The sequence below is a fragment of the Archangium sp. genome, assembly GCF_036277355.1.
GTDB lineage: Bacteria > Myxococcota > Myxococcia > Myxococcales > Myxococcaceae > Archangium.
The window spans coordinates 111,057-125,952 of sequence record NZ_DASUNC010000131.1; the positions used below are offsets into that span (position 1 = coordinate 111,057).

At 69.4% G+C, this 14,896-nt stretch carries 12 protein-coding genes and 1 pseudogene; 9 read left to right on the plus strand and 4 right to left on the minus strand.

Annotated features, from left to right (window positions below):
* Window positions 1-28: 28 nt before the first annotated feature.
* The 7 genes from VFZ09_RS32275 (at window position 29) to VFZ09_RS32305 (ending at window position 9,325) form a co-directional block, all read left to right on the plus strand.
* Window positions 29-1,891 (plus strand): glycoside hydrolase family 15 protein, encoded by a 1,863-nt coding sequence (locus tag VFZ09_RS32275; protein WP_329731562.1) that lies wholly within the window; start codon window positions 29-31, stop codon window positions 1,889-1,891.
* A 37-nt stretch (window positions 1,892-1,928) separates the two neighbouring features.
* Window positions 1,929-2,711 carry a site-specific DNA-methyltransferase gene (locus VFZ09_RS32280; protein WP_329731563.1) on the plus strand — a complete coding sequence of 261 codons (783 nt, stop codon included), beginning with the start codon at window positions 1,929-1,931 and terminating at the stop codon, window positions 2,709-2,711.
* A gap of 140 nt (window positions 2,712-2,851) precedes the next feature.
* Window positions 2,852-4,699 carry a S8 family peptidase gene (locus tag VFZ09_RS32285; RefSeq protein ID WP_329731564.1) on the plus strand — a complete coding sequence of 616 codons (1,848 nt, stop codon included), beginning with the start codon at window positions 2,852-2,854 and terminating at the stop codon, window positions 4,697-4,699.
* A gap of 145 nt (window positions 4,700-4,844) precedes the next feature.
* Window positions 4,845-5,819: an NADPH:quinone oxidoreductase family protein gene (locus tag VFZ09_RS32290; protein ID WP_329731565.1), complete on the plus strand. Its 975-nt coding sequence runs from the start codon at window positions 4,845-4,847 to the stop codon at window positions 5,817-5,819.
* Window positions 5,820-5,871: 52 nt separating this feature from the next.
* Window positions 5,872-7,509, plus strand: a complete 1,638-nt coding sequence (locus tag VFZ09_RS32295; protein ID WP_329731566.1) for a long-chain fatty acid--CoA ligase — start codon at window positions 5,872-5,874, stop codon at window positions 7,507-7,509.
* Window positions 7,510-7,726: 217 nt separating this feature from the next.
* On the plus strand, window positions 7,727-8,896 hold the full coding sequence (locus VFZ09_RS32300) for an alkaline phosphatase PhoX (RefSeq protein WP_329731567.1): 1,170 nt from the start codon (window positions 7,727-7,729) through the stop codon (window positions 8,894-8,896).
* Between the two features lie 189 nt (window positions 8,897-9,085).
* Entirely contained in the window at window positions 9,086-9,325 is a 240-nt protein-coding gene (locus VFZ09_RS32305) for a hypothetical protein (protein WP_329731568.1), read from the plus strand.
* 131 nt (window positions 9,326-9,456) lie between these two features.
* Here the strand turns inward: VFZ09_RS32305 and VFZ09_RS32310 are convergent, their stop codons facing one another.
* From VFZ09_RS32310 to VFZ09_RS32325, 4 genes are all read right to left on the minus strand, one after another.
* Window positions 9,457-11,082, minus strand: a complete 1,626-nt coding sequence (locus tag VFZ09_RS32310; RefSeq protein WP_329731569.1) for an adenylate/guanylate cyclase domain-containing protein — start codon at window positions 11,080-11,082, stop codon at window positions 9,457-9,459.
* Window positions 11,079-12,029 (minus strand): cysteine synthase family protein, encoded by a 951-nt coding sequence (locus tag VFZ09_RS32315; protein ID WP_329731570.1) that lies wholly within the window; start codon window positions 12,027-12,029, stop codon window positions 11,079-11,081. Before VFZ09_RS32315 ends, VFZ09_RS32310 begins: the two co-directional genes overlap by 4 nt.
* A gap of 99 nt (window positions 12,030-12,128) precedes the next feature.
* Entirely contained in the window at window positions 12,129-12,629 is a 501-nt protein-coding gene (locus VFZ09_RS32320) for a hypothetical protein (protein WP_329731571.1), read from the minus strand.
* Between the two features lie 134 nt (window positions 12,630-12,763).
* On the minus strand, window positions 12,764-13,333 hold the full coding sequence (locus VFZ09_RS32325; protein ID WP_329731572.1) for a hypothetical protein: 570 nt from the start codon (window positions 13,331-13,333) through the stop codon (window positions 12,764-12,766).
* A 377-nt stretch (window positions 13,334-13,710) separates the two neighbouring features.
* Here VFZ09_RS32325 and VFZ09_RS32330 point away from each other — a divergent pair, with 377 nt between their 5' ends.
* Together VFZ09_RS32330 and VFZ09_RS32335 are read left to right on the plus strand one after the other, a co-directional pair.
* A complete protein-coding gene (locus VFZ09_RS32330; RefSeq protein ID WP_329731573.1) occupies window positions 13,711-14,550 on the plus strand; it encodes a DUF2381 family protein in 840 nt (279 codons plus the stop codon).
* Window positions 14,551-14,562: 12 nt separating this feature from the next.
* A pseudogene (locus VFZ09_RS32335) lies at window positions 14,563-14,896 on the plus strand (serine/threonine protein kinase); the annotation flags it as partial.

Genomic DNA, 14,896 nt, shown 5'->3' on the forward strand with positions numbered 1-14,896 from the left:
CTAGATTCAGGGCGAACGGGGGACCCTCATGCGCGCGCCGCCCATCTCCGACTACGCCTTGCTGTCCGACTGCCACTCCGCCCTGCTCGTGAGCCGTGGCGGCTCGGTGGACTGGCTGTGCTACCCGCGCTTCGACTCGCCCGCCGTGTTCGGCCGGCTGCTGGGCGCCGAGGCCGGACACTGGGTGCTGCGGCCGGTGAAGGGCCGCTCGCACCGGCGCTACCTCGAGCGCACGCTCGTCCTGGAGACGCTGCACCACACGCCCACCGGCATCGCCGTGCAGGTGGAGGCCCTGGCCCTGGGACGGGGCAAGCGTGGGCACGACCTGGGGGAGGGCGCGCCCGGCATGGTGCTGCGCCGGGTGATGTGCGTGGAGGGCCAGGTGGAGTTCGAGACGGAGTTCTGCCCCCGGCCCGAGTACGGCCTGGTACACCCGCTGCTGCGCGAGGTGGAGGGCGGTGTGCTGGCCCAGGGTGGCGCGGACCGGCTGCGGCTCTCCTCGCCGGTGCGTCTGCGCTTCGGCGACTGCCGTGCCTTCGGGCGCTTCACCCTGCGGGCGGGCGAGTCCGTGTGCTTCGCCCTGGAGCACCGCGCGTGGTGGGCGCCGCCGCCGCGGGCCTGGAGTCAGCAGGAGCTCCAGGCGTGGCTGCAGGACACGGTGGAGGGGTGGCGCAGCTGGTCGGACATGCACCAGAACTACGAGGGCCCCTGGCGCGAGCTGGTCCACCACAGCGGCCGCGTGCTGCAGGCCCTCACCTTCCAGCCCACGGGCGCCATCGTCGCCGCGCCCACCACCTCGCTGCCCGAGTCCGTCGGCGGCGAGCGCAACTGGGACTACCGCTACACGTGGCTGCGCGACACGAGCCTCACCCTCGAGGCCCTCTGGGTGGCCGCCTGCCCGGACGAGGCCTGGCGCTTCTTCGACTTCCTCACCTCGGCCCTGACGCAGATGCGCCGGGGAGAGGACTTGCAGATCATGTTTGGCATTGGCGGCGAGCGGGACCTGAGCGAGCGCGTGCTGCCGCACCTGCCCGGATGGCGGGGCAGCTGGCCGGTGCGGGTGGGCAACGGCGCATGGACGCAGCGGCAGCTGGACGTCTATGGCGAGGTGCTCGCGGCGGCGCACCGGCTGGAGCCGCAGTTGGGGGGACTCGACGAGGCCGGACGGCGATTCCTGTGCACGCTGGCGGACACGGCGGCGGACCGCTGGGCCGAGCCGGATCAGGGCATCTGGGAGATGCGGGGCGCTCCGCGTCACCACCTCTACTCGAAGCTGATGTGCTGGGTGGCCATGGACCGGGCGCTCGCGTTGAAGGGCATGCTGGGCGCGGGTGCGGAGCGCGTGGGGCGCTGGGCGCGGGTGCGGCGCGACATCCGCGCGGCCATCCTGGAGCACGGGTGGAACCAGGACGTGCGGGCCTTCACCCAGTCCTTCGACTCGGACGTGCTGGATGCGTCGGTGTTGATGCTGCCCATCAGCGGCTTCCTGCCGGCGAATGAGCCGAGGATGCGGGCCACCCTGGAGACGATCGCCACGGACCTCACGGATGACCGGGGGCTCGTGTACCGCTACCGCGCGGAGGACGGGCTGGTGGGCGAGGAGGGGACCTTCTTCCTGTGCACCTTCTGGCTGGCACAGGCCCAGGCCCTGGCGGACGAGGTGGAGCGGGCCCGGGAGACGTTCACGCAGGCGGTGGAGCACGTGAACGACGTGGGGCTGCTGTCCGAGGAGGTGGAGCCCGAGAGCGGCGAGCTGCTGGGCAACTTCCCGCAGGCCTTCAGCCACATCGGCCTGGTGAACGCGGCGTGGGCCATCACCCAGGCCGAGGAGCGCCGCGAGCGCAGGGCCCTGTCCCGGGCCAGGGGTCTCGAGCTGCTCGTTCCTGGATAGTTCCGTCCGGCCCGTGGGGGAGGGCGGCCGGCCGGGGATGTCATACTCCCCGGGTACGCTGGCCTCGCGCCGGTCGTCCCCGGTGCACCTCCCCATGTCCCGCTACCGCTTGTCGCACAGTGATGCCGTCGAGTGGCTCCGCTCCCTGCCGGAGTCCTCCGTGGATCTCGTCATCACCGACCCCGCCTACGAGTCCCTCGAGAAGCACCGCGCCATCGGCACCACCACGCGCCTCAAGCGCAGCAAGGGCTCCAGCAACCTCTGGTTCCAAATCTTCCCCAACGCGCGCTTCCCCGAGCTGTTCGCCGAGGTCTGGCGCGTGCTCAAGCGGGACTCGCACTTCTATCTCTTCTGCGATCCCGAGACGATGTTCGTCGCGAAGCCGCTCGCCGAGGCCGCGGGCTTCCGCTTCTGGAAGCCCATCGTCTGGGACAAGCAGCACATCGGCATGGGCTACCACTACCGCTCCCGCTACGAGCTCATCCTCTTCTTCGAGAAGGGCCGGCGGCGGTTGAGCGACCTGGGCGTGGCGGACGTGCTGCCCGTGCCCCGCGTCCACCGCGGCTACCCGGCCGAGAAGCCTCCCGCGCTCAGCGAGGTGCTCATCCGCCAGAGCAGCTCGCCCGGGGACGTGGTGGTGGATCCCTTCCTGGGCTCGGGCTCGGTGGGCGTGGCGGCGGTGCGGCTCGGGCGCGACTTCCTGGGCACCGACATCTGTGACGAGGCCCTCGACATCTCCCACACCCGGCTGCGCGCCGAGGGGGCGGTGCCCGAGGAGACGGAGGACCCGCGGGCGATGCGCCTGGCCCGCAGCGGATGAGTGGCCAGACGGGGGAGGGATTTTCCAAACCAATCCATATGGTTTTTCCGTGGAGGCTGGAGAATACCGCCCTTACTTGACTTCCCTGGAGTGATACGGGTATTCAAACCGTCCCAACACCAGGAGTCACGATGCGTCCAATGAAGGCAGTGGTTTCCGCCGCCCTGCTCACGCTGTCCGCGTGCGGGCCGGAGCAGGCCGAGCCAGTGGAGCCGCAGGGGGGAGAGACCCTTGGCACCACCTCGAACTTCCTCAAGGCCTCGGAGAACGCCGTTCCCGGCCAGTACATCGTCGTGCTCAAGGAGCCGGCGCCCGGCGTGGCGGCGGAGAAGGTGCCGGACGTGGCCCGGGGCCTGGCCTCGCGCTATGCCGGCAGCGTGGGCCGCACCTTCGAGCACGCCCTGCGCGGCTTCACCGTGAACATGTCCGAGGCCCAGGCCCGGGCGCTCGCGAAGGACCCCGCGGTGAAGTACGTGGAGGAGGACGCGCTCGCCCACGCCATCGAAGCCAGCACCCAGACGAGCCCGCCGTGGGGCCTGGATCGCGTGGATCAGCGCAACCTGCCGCTCAACGCCGCGTACACCTACACCAGCAGCGGCTCCTCGGTGCACGCGTACATCCTCGACACGGGCATCCGCGCCACCCACACCGAGTTCAGCGGCAACGCCACCGCGGACTTCACCTCCATCTACGACGGCAACGGCGCCAATGACTGCCACGGGCACGGCACGCACGTGGCGGCCACCATCGGCGGCAGCACCTACGGCGTGGCCAAGAGCATCTCCCTGCACGGCGTGCGCGTCATCAACTGCAGCGGCAATGGCACCACCTCGGAAGCCATCGCCGGCGTGGACTGGGTGACGGCCAACCACATCAAGCCGGCCGTGGCCAACATGAGCCTCCAGTACCCGGCCACCCAGGCCCTGGATGACTCCATCCGCGCCTCCATCCGCGCGGGCGTGACGTACGTCGTCGCCGCCAACAACTTCAACCAGGACGCCTGCCTGCGCTCGCCCTCGCGCGTGGCCGAGGCCATCACCGTGGGCGCCACCGACAGCGCCGACCAGCGCGCCTCGTTCTCCAGCTGGGGCACCTGCGTGGACCTGTTCGCCCCGGGCGTGGACGTGCTCTCCGCCTACTACACGGCGGATGACGCCACCACGTTCATGAGCGGCACCTCCATGGCCACCCCGCACGTGGCGGGCGCCGTGGCGCGCTACCTGCGCGTGGTGCCGGGCGCCACGCCCGCCCAGGTGCAGGACATGATCAACACCAACGCCTCGGTGAACAAGGTGGGCAACCCGGGCACGGGCTCGCCCAACCGGCTGCTGTACACGGGCTTCGTCGGCGAGACCTTCAGCAACGGCTCCGTGTACGCCGGCCTCGGCCAGGACACCTACGGCGACGTGCAGTACCAGGCCATCAACGTCCCGGCGGGTCAGGCCCGGCTCGACTTCTTCATGTCGGGCGGCACGGGTGATGCCGACATGTACGTGCAGTTCGGCTCCCTGCCGACGCTGAGCACCTGGTCCTGCCGGCCGTACGTGGGCGGAAACCAGGAGACGTGCACCTTCTTCAACCCGCCGGCCGGCACCTGGTACGTCATGGTCCGCGCCTACAGCCCCTACTCCGGCGTGAGCGTGGCGGGCGTGTGGAGCAACCCGCTGCAGAACGGCATGTCGGTCACCGGCGTCTCCGCGAACATCTTCGAGCGCCGCTACTACACGCTGGACATGCCGGCCGGGTACACGAACGTGCGGTTCGACACCTGGGGCGGCACGGGTGACGTGGACGTGCGCGGCAGGTCCGGCAGCGTGCCGGGCTTCGGCGCGGAGTGCACCTCGTCGGCCTCCGGAAACACGGAGAGCTGCTTCAAGGGCGGCGCGACGCCCGGCACGTGGTTCGTCGAGCTGAGGCCGAAGTTCAACTTCTTCAATAGCTCGACGTGGTCGTTCAGCAACGTGTCGCTCATCGGCTGGTACTACTAGCCAGCGGCAACCGCGCGCCGCGGGCTCACGGGAGGGGGTTCCTGTCCCACCTCCCGGGAACTCGCGGCGCGTGTGGATTGGACGGAGTAAGGTGCTCCCTCTACATTTCGGGCGGCCTTACACGTTGGGCCGGGGGAGCAACATCATGCGCGCGCTGCAGCTCGAGAGGTTGGACGGTCCCGAGGGTCTGAAGTTGGTGGACGTGCCGGAGCCCGAGGCGGGTGACCAGGTGCTCATCGACGTGGTGGCGGCGGGGGTGAGCTTCCCGGACCTGCTGCTGACCCAGGGCAAGTACCAGATGAAGCCGCCGCTGCCCTTCGTGCCGGGCGTGGACGTGGCCGGCGTGGTGCGCAGCGCTCCCGCGGGCGCGGGCGTGAAGGCCGGTGACAAGGTGATGGCCTTCACCCTGCTCGGTGGCTGGGCGGACGTGGTGGCCGCGGCGCCGAACATGACGTTCCGCATTCCCGAGGGCTGGAGCTTCGAGGCCGCCGCGGGCACGGTGATGAACTACCACACGGCCTATTTCGCGCTGCACAAGCGCGGCCGGTTGCGCACGGGCGAGACGGTGTTGATCCACGGCGGAGCCGGCGGCCTGGGCACGGCGGCCATCCAGGTGGCGCGGGGCTCGGGGGCCCGGGTGTTCGGCGTGGTGAGCACCGAGGAGAAGGCCGAGGTGGCTCGCAGCGCGGGCGCGGACCGGGCCTTCCTGTCCTCGGGTGACTGGGTGTCGCGGGTGATGGACGCGACGAAGGGCAAGGGCGTGGGCATGGTGTTCGACTCGGTGGGCGGAGACATCTTCGACCAGAGCCTCAAGTGCCTCGCCCCCGAGGGCCGGCTGCTGGTGGTGGGCTTCGCGGGCGGACGCATTCCCGAGGTGAAGGTGAACAAGCTGCTGCTCAACAACATCGACGTGGTGGGCGTGGCGTGGGGCGCCTTCGTCATGCAGAAGCCCCAGTACACGGGCGAGGTGGGCAAGGCGCTGGCCGGGCTCGCGGACAAGGGCTTCGTGGAGCCGCTGGTGAGCAAGGTGTTCCCCCTGGAGCAGGCCGCCGACGCCCTGCGCGAGCTGGAGTCCCGCCAGGCCACCGGCAAGGTGGTGCTGCGTCTCCGGGAGGGGTGAGTCCCGCGTTTGGAGGTAGCATCGGTGCCCTCTACCCATGGGGGATGCACCGATGCTCACCGGACGCATGATGGACTTCCCGCTCACGCTCACCCACTTCCTCGAGCGTGCCCGCACCTACTTCGGCCGCTCGGAGATCGTCAGCCGCCAGCCGGACAGGACGCTCCACCGCTACACCTACGCCGACTTCTACCGGCGCACCTGCAAGCTCGCCCATGCGCTCGCCCGGCTCGGGGTGAAGCCCGGCGACCGCGTGGCCTCGCTCAGCTGGAACCACCACCGCCACCTGGAGCTCTACTTCGCCGTGCCCTCCATGGGCGCCGTCATCCACACCCTCAACCTCCGGCTCCACCCCAACGACCTCGGCTATATCGCCCGCCACGCCGAGGACCGCGTCATCGTCGTGGACCGCTCGCTGCTGCCGCTCCTCGAGAAGTTCATCGCCGCCGTCCCCTCCGTGCAGCACGTCATCGTCATCCCCGATGACGGCCCCACCCCCGACGGCCGCCTCGACTACGAGAAGCTGCTCGCCCCCGAGCCGGACTCCTTCGCGTGGCCCGCGCTCGACGAGCGCTCCGCGGCGATGCTCTGCTACACCTCCGGCACCACCGGCAACCCCAAGGGCGTCCTCTACTCGCACCGCTCCTGTGTGCTGCACGCGCTCGCCCTGTGCATGACCGACACGTTCGGCATCGGCGAGCCGGATGCCATCCTCCCCGTGGTGCCCATGTTCCACGCCGCCGCCTGGGGCATGCCCCACGCCGCCGTCTTCACCGGCGCACGGCTCGTCTTCCCCGGGCCCCACCTCGACCCTACCTCCCTGTTGGATCTCATGGCCGGCGAGCACGTCACCCTCGCCGCCGGGGTGCCCACCATCTGGCTCGGCATCCTCGCCCTGTTGGATCAGGAGCCGAAGCGCTGGGATTTGCGCTCCGTGCGCACCATGGCCATCGGCGGCTCGGCCGCGCCTCCCGCGATGATCGCCGGCTTCCTCCACCGCCATGGGCTCGTCGTCACCCACGCCTGGGGCATGACCGAGCTCAACCCCGTGGGCACCCTCGCGCGCCCGCGCCGCCACCACGAGCACCTCCCGCAGGAGGAGCGGCTCGCCATCCGCGCCACGCAAGGCTTTGCCCTCCCGCTCGTCGAGGTGCGCCACGTGAGCGACGCGGGCAAGGTGCTCCCCTGGGATGGCTCCACCATGGGTGAATTGGAGGTGCGCGGGCCCTGGGTCGCCTCCTCGTACTACGGCGGCGAGGGCCCGGACCGCTTCACCCCGGATGGCTGGTTCAAGACGGGCGATGTCGTCACGCTCGACGCGGACGGCTACGTGCGCATCACAGACCGCTCCAAGGACGTCATCAAGTCCGGCGGCGAGTGGATCAGCTCCGTGGACCTGGAGAACGCCCTCATGGCCCACCCGGCCGTGCTCGAGGCCGCCGTGTTCGCCGCGAAGGATCCCAAGTGGGACGAGCGCCCCCTGGCCGCCGTGGTCTTCAAGCCCGGCCAGTCCGTCTCCAAGGAGGAGCTCGCCGCCCACCTGGAGAAGCGCTTCGTGAAGTGGTGGCTGCCGGATGACTACGTCTTCGTCCCGCAGATTCCGCGCACCTCCACCGGCAAGTTCCTCAAGACGAAGCTGCGCGAGGACTACGGCCACTACCTGCTCGAGAAGCAGCGCCAGGGCCACTGACGTCCTCCGTCACCGCAGGGGGCTTCCCGCGCGGAAGCCCCCCGGAGGACGGGGTCCTCGGGTGGAGGTCCGTTCCTCTCCCGCTCGTATCCCGGGAGTGAGTGCGCCGCGCACGGTCCGTGACAGGGCCGTGAGACACTCCTGACGCCGAGTTGACCCGGGCTCCCCGCGAAGCCGTGAGAGGTTGCGCTCGCACCCTCTCCCCCCGAGGAACTTCATGCAACTCGATCGCCGCAACTTCCTGCGTCTGTCCGCGCTCAGTGGATCCGCGCTCGCCCTGGGCCCCGCCTTCTGGCGCAACGCCTACGCCGCCCCCGCCCAGCCCGGCCCCAGCCCCTATGGCGCCATGTCCGGCTCGGCCGACGTCAACGGCGTCCGCCTGCCCGCCGGCTTCTCCTCGCGCATCGTCGCCCGCTCCGGCCTCCAGGTGGCCAGCACCGGCTACACCTGGCACGGCGCTCCCGACGGCGGCGCCTGCTTCCCCGTCTCCGGCGGCGGGTGGATCTACTCCTCCAACTCCGAGAAGTCCTCCGGCACCGGCGGCGCCTCGGCCCTCAAGTTCGATGCCGGTGGCGCCATCGTCGGCGCGTACCGCATCCTCTCCAACACCACCTCCAACTGCGCCGGAGGCCCCACCCCCTGGGGCACCTGGCTCTCCTGCGAGGAGTTCTCCGGCGGCCGCGTCTGGGAGTGCGATGTCACGAAGCCCTCGCAGGGCTCGGTGCGCTCCGCGCTCGGCACCTTCGCCCACGAGGCCGTCGCCGTCGACTCCGATGACTTCCGCCTCTACCTCACCGAGGACAGCACCAGCGGCCGCTTCTATCGGTTTACTCCGTCCGCCTATCCCTCGCTCGGCTCGGGCACCCTCGAGGCCGCTCGGGTGTCGGGAGATCCGCTCACCGGCGCCACCGTGACGTGGGTGGCTGTGTCCTCCACCAAGCCCGCCTCCCAGCAGACCAATGCCTCGCAGACCTCCGTCTTCAACGGCGGCGAGGGCTGCTGGTACGACCGCGGCGTCGTCTACTTCACCACCAAGGGCGACAACCGCGTCTGGGCCTATACCCCCTCCACCTCGCGCCTGGAGATCATCTACGACGACAACCTCTACCCGAACTCGCCCCTCACCGGCGTGGACAACGTCACCGTGTCCTCCGCCGGGGATATCTACGTCGCCGAGGACGGAGGAGATCTGCAGATCTGCATCATCACCCCGGGCCGGGTGGTGGCCCCGTTCCTCCAACTCGTGGGACACAACAGCTCGGAGATCACCGGTCCCGCCTTCAGCCCCGATGGCAAACGGCTGTACTTCAGCTCCCAGCGCGGCACCACCGGCTCCTCCAGCAATGGCATCACCTTCGAGGTGACCGGTCCCTTCCGTACGGCGTGACGGGCGTTCCCTCTCCCAGAGGGAGAGGGTGCATGCGGAACCCGAGACTGTGGCGGATCGCCTCAGTCTCCCGGTTTGCCTCACCCCTCCCTGTGGCGGAACGCCCCGGTGTCCCTCGTCTCCCGAGGCGGAGATGGATGGCACAGCCGTCGCAATGCCTCCCTCTGTCTCTTCCCGGAGGTCGGCGCGATGAAGGTCGGTACCAAGGTCATGTGGCTCGCGGTCGTGGTCGGCATCCTCATGGCCACCAGCGCCGTCCTCGTTCAGCACTGGAGCCCTGGCAACACCGCCCTCATGTCCCTCGGCCTCCTCCTCGCCCAGCTCGCCGCCCTCGTCCTCCCCCTCCATCGCTCCCGCGAGCTCACCTCCGACGCCAAGGTCATCCGCGCCCCAGAGGCCCGCTCGGCCCGCGGCTCGTCCCGCTCGTAGGCACAACCTGGGATCCGTGGCACCCTCACCCCGTCCCTCTCCCGGAGGGCGAGGGGATATTGAGGGCCCTGGATCCACGGTGGGGCTGTGCTTCTGTGCTTCTGTGCTGCCGTGGTGCTGTGTGGGGGGCTTCAGTCCGGCAGGTGGAGCCGGTGGTGACGCAGCGGCTTCGCCACGTTCTTCACTGGTGTCTCCGTCAGCTCGCCATAACGGAGTGATTGGATGACGGGATCCTGGCTGCCCTCCAGCGCCTGCTTCACCGGCTCCATCACCAGCATCTCGCGGAACCCCGCCAGCGATTGCAGCCGCGCCGTCTGGTTCATCCCCGTCGAGAAGCCCGTGTAGTCCTGGTTCGGCCCGAAGAGCCCGCACAGCGTCGGCGCCAGGTTGAGTCCCACCGCCACTCCCAGCCCCGGCATCCCCACCCGCTCGCAGATGGTCCTCACCTCCGGGTCCGCGCTCATCGCCCCCGTCGTGCGCTGGATGTCACACGCCGCCCGCACCAGCGCCTCGCACCGCTCGCGCCGGCCGCTCCGGAAGAACGGCGGGCCAAACAGCCCGATGATGCAGTCACCCACCATCTTGTCGAACACGCCCCCGTGCCGCCACAAGAGCTCCACCATCCGATCGCTCCACCGGTCCACGAAACGGCCGATGCGCGCCGGGCTCTCCAACTGCTCGCACAGCCGCGTGAAGCCGTTGAGGTCCGCGAAGAGGATGCCCACCTCCTCGTCCCTCCCCACCAGGTAGCGCGCCGCGTAGTCCGGCACCTGCAACAGCTCGTCGATGGCCTCCGCCGGGAAGAACTTCGACAGGTGCGTGCGCTCGCGGTTGTAGTCCACCAGCCGCTGGCTCAGCGTCGAGGCCAGCACCCGCACCAGGTCCATCGTGTGGCTGGAGAAGCCCTCCTCCCCCGACCACAGCAGGATGCGGCCCAGTTGCTCGCTCCGCACGTGCCCCGAGATGAGCACCGCCTCCATCACCCGCGGCTGCCCCAACACCCGCTTGAGCCGCTCCTCGCCCGGCTGGAGCAGCTCCGCGCCGTGCGCCCGCAGCAGCCCGTCCAGCTCCGCCGAGGGCTTGTCCCCCGAGTCGTGCTCCAGGTGCCCGTTGCGGTACGCCCGGTAGTGCAACACCGAGGGCCTCACCGCGTCCCGGTACACCAGCAGGAAGCCCGGCACCCGCACCCGCTGCGCCAGCGTCAACACCACCTGGTCCATGCCCGCCTCGAAGACGGGGTTGGCCAGCAACTGGTTGAGCCGGAGGATCAGCTCCTGCTTCTCACTCGCCGTGTGCACCAGCAGCAGCACCGTGTCGAGCTGCTCGGCCACCGTGTCCAGCATGCGCTCCAGGCGCTGCGCGTGCTCGGGCCGCGTGTGGTCTCCCACCAGGTACAGGCCGATGTGCCCCACCGTCTGGCCCATCACGTCCAGCGTCTGACTCACCACCGTGCCGTCCCCCTCGCGCCGCGTACCGTACGGCCCGGCGAGCAGCGGGCCCGGGAAGACGCCGCCGAAGTCCCCCGCGTGGAAGGTCTGCTCGGCCAGCTCCTCGTTGCGCGTGGTGACGGCGATGCCCTGTGCCCCCGTCTCCTTCAACACCTCGGGCAGGATGCGCTGGAAGGTCCGCGCCAGGGAGAGCTGGTCTCGGATGCACCCCTCGATGAGGTCGTCCACCGCGCGGTTGAGCGCGTGCAGCAGACGCAGCTCCTCGAGCCCGGCCTCGGCGGCCTCCGGCGTGGTCCGTGGGGAGCTCATGGCCGGGGTTGCAGCAGCTCGGTGGAGAAGTAGCGCTCCATCCGGTCCGGGAAGATCGTCACCACCTGTGCCTGCGGGCCCAGCCGCTTCGCCGCCTCCACCGCCGCCGCGTAGTTGAGCCCCGACGAGGGCCCCACCGGGAAGCCCCGGCGGATCAGCGCCCGCGCCGTGCTCATCGCCAGCTCGTCCGAGACGTTCAGCTCCACCAGCCCCGGCAGGTCCGCCTCGCGGTACAGCCGCGACAGGCCATCCACCACGCCCGGCACGCGCGAGCTGAAGCTGCAGCACTCGATGTCCGTGCCCATCCCCGAGATGGGCCGCGCCACGAAGGGCGTCACCGGGCAACCCGCCTCGGCGAAGGCCTGGTACAGGCCCACCACCGTGCCGCCCGTGCCCACGCCGCTCACCACCGCGTGCACCAGCCCGCCCGGCACCTGCGAGAGGATCTCCTGCCCCGTCCACACCCGGTGCGCCTCCGCGTTGTCCGGGTTCTCGAACTGGCGCGGCGCGAAGGCCTTGCGCTCCCGGGAGATCTCCTCCGAGCGGGCGATGGCGCCGCGGATGCCCGAGTCGCGCGGCACCAGCTCCACGTTGCCCCCGTAGGCGCGGATGGTGAGCACGCGCTCGCCCGTGACGCCCTCGGGCATGACGGCGGTGAACTTCAGGCCCATCTGCGCCGAGGCCAGCGCCAGCGCGATGCTCGTCGAGCCGCTCGAGGCTTCCACCACCTCGCCACCCGGGCACAGCTCGCCGAGCCGCCACGCCTTCTCCAGCATGTACCGGGCGATGCGATCCTTGGTGGAGCCGCTCGGGTTGAGGAACTCCAGCTTGCACCAGATGGTGGGGCCCTCGGCGTCGAGGCGGACGGGGACGAGCGGCGTGGGGGCGATTGCCTGCAGGAAGCGGCCATCCGCGGGCAGCGGGCGACAGGGGGGACGTGAGGTCATGGCGGGTCCGGAAGTCCGTCCCACATATCGTGAAACTCCCCGCTCCGGGAGTCTTCCTCCGGCATGACGCGCCGCTCCTCCGCTCGGACGCTCGCCCGGCTACGGCACGGGTGGAGTGCCTCCATCCGGAGCGGATGGCGCAGCAGGCACCGGGCCCGAAGACACGGGGCCAGAACCCCCGTCCTGTGGGGACGGTTCATCCACGGGAGCAGGCACGGCCGCATCCGGGGATGAGCCCGGACTGCCCGCGTCGAGCGCATCCGGGGGGAGTGGCTCGGCGCCGGGCTGACCATCGAATACGCGCCGGAGGATACGGCCATCCGTGTGGATGGCATACGTGACGCCCGTATCCAGCGACACGTACTGCAGTCCGCAGGACTCGAGGTCCTCGTCGATACGAACGAAGACGATGTCCCCCTGCCGGATGATCCGATAACGATGTGCTTCCTGCCTCTTCCAACACGGTTGCGTCTTGCCACCGGGAGGCAGAAAGTCATTGGCGGCGATCATGATGGCTCGAAGCACCGCTCCATCCAGCTCATACGGTTGACCGTCCGCGCTCAGCTGGACGGTGGAGCGCTCGAAGAACCGTGGGAACACGATGGAGCGGTCATCCTCCACGGGTTCCGGGCGGGAGAAGGGAAACCCCGCGCAGCCCCCGAGGATGATGGCGAGTCCAGGTATCAGGTGTTTCGTTCTCGCAGTTGGCTTCGAGGCAGACGAATTCGTCTTCTTCATCTGGGCGCGTGGCTTTCACGGGACAAGAGTGAGACGGGTCCTTCGAAGTGCCTCAGGCCAGGGTCGGTAATGCCTCCCGCCCAGTAGATTCGCTGCAGGACGTTTTCGAGCTTTGGGTTGGCAGTTGTTTTTTCCCGGAGCCATTCCAGGGAGAGTGCTCCACAAGTGCTGTCCCCTACTGCTGCGAACAGGAAGTACATGTTGTCATGGAGCAGGGTCTCTTCGAAGTCGCCGCGTCCCTCGAGCTTCAGTGTCATGCCTGATGGATTGGTGAATGCGGCGAACTTCTGGAAATCGGATTCCCAGACGACACCTTGGCGTGCGGCGTTCTGGAGTTTGAGCTCCAGTACCCATACCTCATGCTCACCCACAATGCAGATGTCGGGGATGATTGCTCTCTCGGGCAGGATGATTCTGGGCTCGACGAAGACACGTTCTCCTGGTCCAAGGAGCGCGCGGAGATGGAAGTAGAGGCTCGCCTGCAGGCCGCGCTCCGTTCCGAACAGGCCACAGTCGTAGTCCCTTGCGACGCCTACCTCCCAGGCTGCCTGCAAGGCCCGTTGCATTGAGTGACCGATTCTCTTTCGAGTGTCATTGGGTGGATGGGTCATGTTCCCGCCGGTTACCGTCTCTGTTGTGGACAGGGGATTTTATCGGGCTGTTACCCTGCGTCATGCGGAAGCGCCTACTTCTCCGGTCTACCGTGCTCCTGGTGCTCATGTCATTCGTGGCCGTGGCCAGCAGACGTGCACCCATCGAGAGGAACATCATCGTGACCGTCCTGCGTGTCGAGCGCCGTGCGAGCCGGCGCGGACGAAGATGCTGGGGTGGGAAGGCCGCTTCGAGTCCTGGCCGCTCTGGGTGCGGCATCTGCTAAGGTGAACCGGAGAGGTTCACCACCCTGGCACTACCACCGCCCCTCCCATTCCTCGTCCTTCTCTCCTTGTCCCTTGGGTTGCCCTCGGCAGCCCAGACCCCGGCCCGCGAGCGCCAGGAGCGGCAGCTCCTCCTCCCGGCCTACCCCAGTGAGCCGGTTCCGGAGGCGCGGGTGGCGGCCGGCATCGCCACCTACCTGCGCTTCGACTCCCCCATCGACAAGGCTTCGCTGGAACTCGAGGGCCGACCCGCGCGCTTCCGGTGGGTGGACGTGGGCGAGCGCCTCGTCGCGGTGGAGCCCTCCGTCGACCTGGGCGCCGAGGAGAAGTTGGTGATGCGGGTGCGCTACAAGGACGGCGCCTCCTCGGCGGTGGCCACGCTCGTGCTCGTCTCCCACCCCACGCTGGTGGACAAGGAGGTGGAGGTGGTGCGCCGCCCGCGCACCGTCGAGGCGTTGGAGTCGGTGCTGGCGGAGAAGGAGGCGCAACTCGCGGCGCTCCGGGCCTCGAGCGGGCCCGCTGGGCTCGTGTTTTCGGGGCGCCTCGGCCCAGAAGGGGTGCTGGCTCGGCGCATCTGGAATGCACCCGCAGATGCGCGGGGTGGGTTGAGGGTGCCGGGCGGAGTGGGGTATCGCGCCTGTTGCTGGGCTCTCGCCGTCGTCCGTGTGCGCAACCTTCCGGGACAGAAACCCTGGGTGCCAGGCGTGGCGCGGCTCACCCGCGCCGACGGTACCGCCGTGAAGGTGCGCTCCGTGGACATGAACAAGGCGCAGCTCGCGCCGGGCGAAGAGGGCCTCGTCACGGTGGAAACGGAGACGCCGTTCTGGAAGGCGGGCGAGGTCTTCCGCCTGGAGGTGCTGGACAAGAGCGGCGTCCGGCCCCTCCCCCTCCTCGACGTGGAGCTTTAGGAGACACGCCCCATGACGACAGAAGCCATTCACCCGGACCACCTCCAGCCCGGCCACTGGGTGGGGCCCTGGCTCATCGTCGCGGTGCTGGGCCGTGGAGGCTCCTCCCGCGTCTTCAAGGTGGAGCGCGACGGCCGCCCGTACTCCATGAAAATGGGGTTGCTCCCCCTCAACCCATCCACCGAGGCGCTCACGGAAGCGCAGGACGTGGAGGAGACGAGCGCCTGGCGGCGCCTGGCGCGCGAGGCATCAGCCCTCTTCACCTACTCCTCCCACCCCAACCTGCTGCGCGTGTACGCGGTGGACTTCTGGCCCCATCCCACCCAGGGCTACCCCTTCCTCGTCA

Coding starts and splice junctions, on each gene's coding strand:
- VFZ09_RS32275 (WP_329731562.1), top strand. CDS start 29: ATGCGCGCGCCGCCCATCTCCGACTACGCCTTGCTGTCCGACTGCCAC.
- VFZ09_RS32280 (WP_329731563.1), top strand. CDS start 1,929: ATGTCATACTCCCCGGGTACGCTGGCCTCGCGCCGGTCGTCCCCGGTG.
- VFZ09_RS32305 (WP_329731568.1), top strand. CDS start 9,086: ATGAAGGTCGGTACCAAGGTCATGTGGCTCGCGGTCGTGGTCGGCATC.
- VFZ09_RS32325 (WP_329731572.1), bottom strand. CDS start 13,333: ATGCAACGGGCCTTGCAGGCAGCCTGGGAGGTAGGCGTCGCAAGGGAC.
- VFZ09_RS32295 (WP_329731566.1), top strand. CDS start 5,872: ATGCTCACCGGACGCATGATGGACTTCCCGCTCACGCTCACCCACTTC.
- VFZ09_RS32300 (WP_329731567.1), top strand. CDS start 7,727: ATGCAACTCGATCGCCGCAACTTCCTGCGTCTGTCCGCGCTCAGTGGA.
- VFZ09_RS32310 (WP_329731569.1), bottom strand. CDS start 11,082: ATGAGCTCCCCACGGACCACGCCGGAGGCCGCCGAGGCCGGGCTCGAG.
- VFZ09_RS32290 (WP_329731565.1), top strand. CDS start 4,845: ATGCGCGCGCTGCAGCTCGAGAGGTTGGACGGTCCCGAGGGTCTGAAG.
- VFZ09_RS32315 (WP_329731570.1), bottom strand. CDS start 12,029: ATGACCTCACGTCCCCCCTGTCGCCCGCTGCCCGCGGATGGCCGCTTC.
- VFZ09_RS32285 (WP_329731564.1), top strand. CDS start 2,852: ATGAAGGCAGTGGTTTCCGCCGCCCTGCTCACGCTGTCCGCGTGCGGG.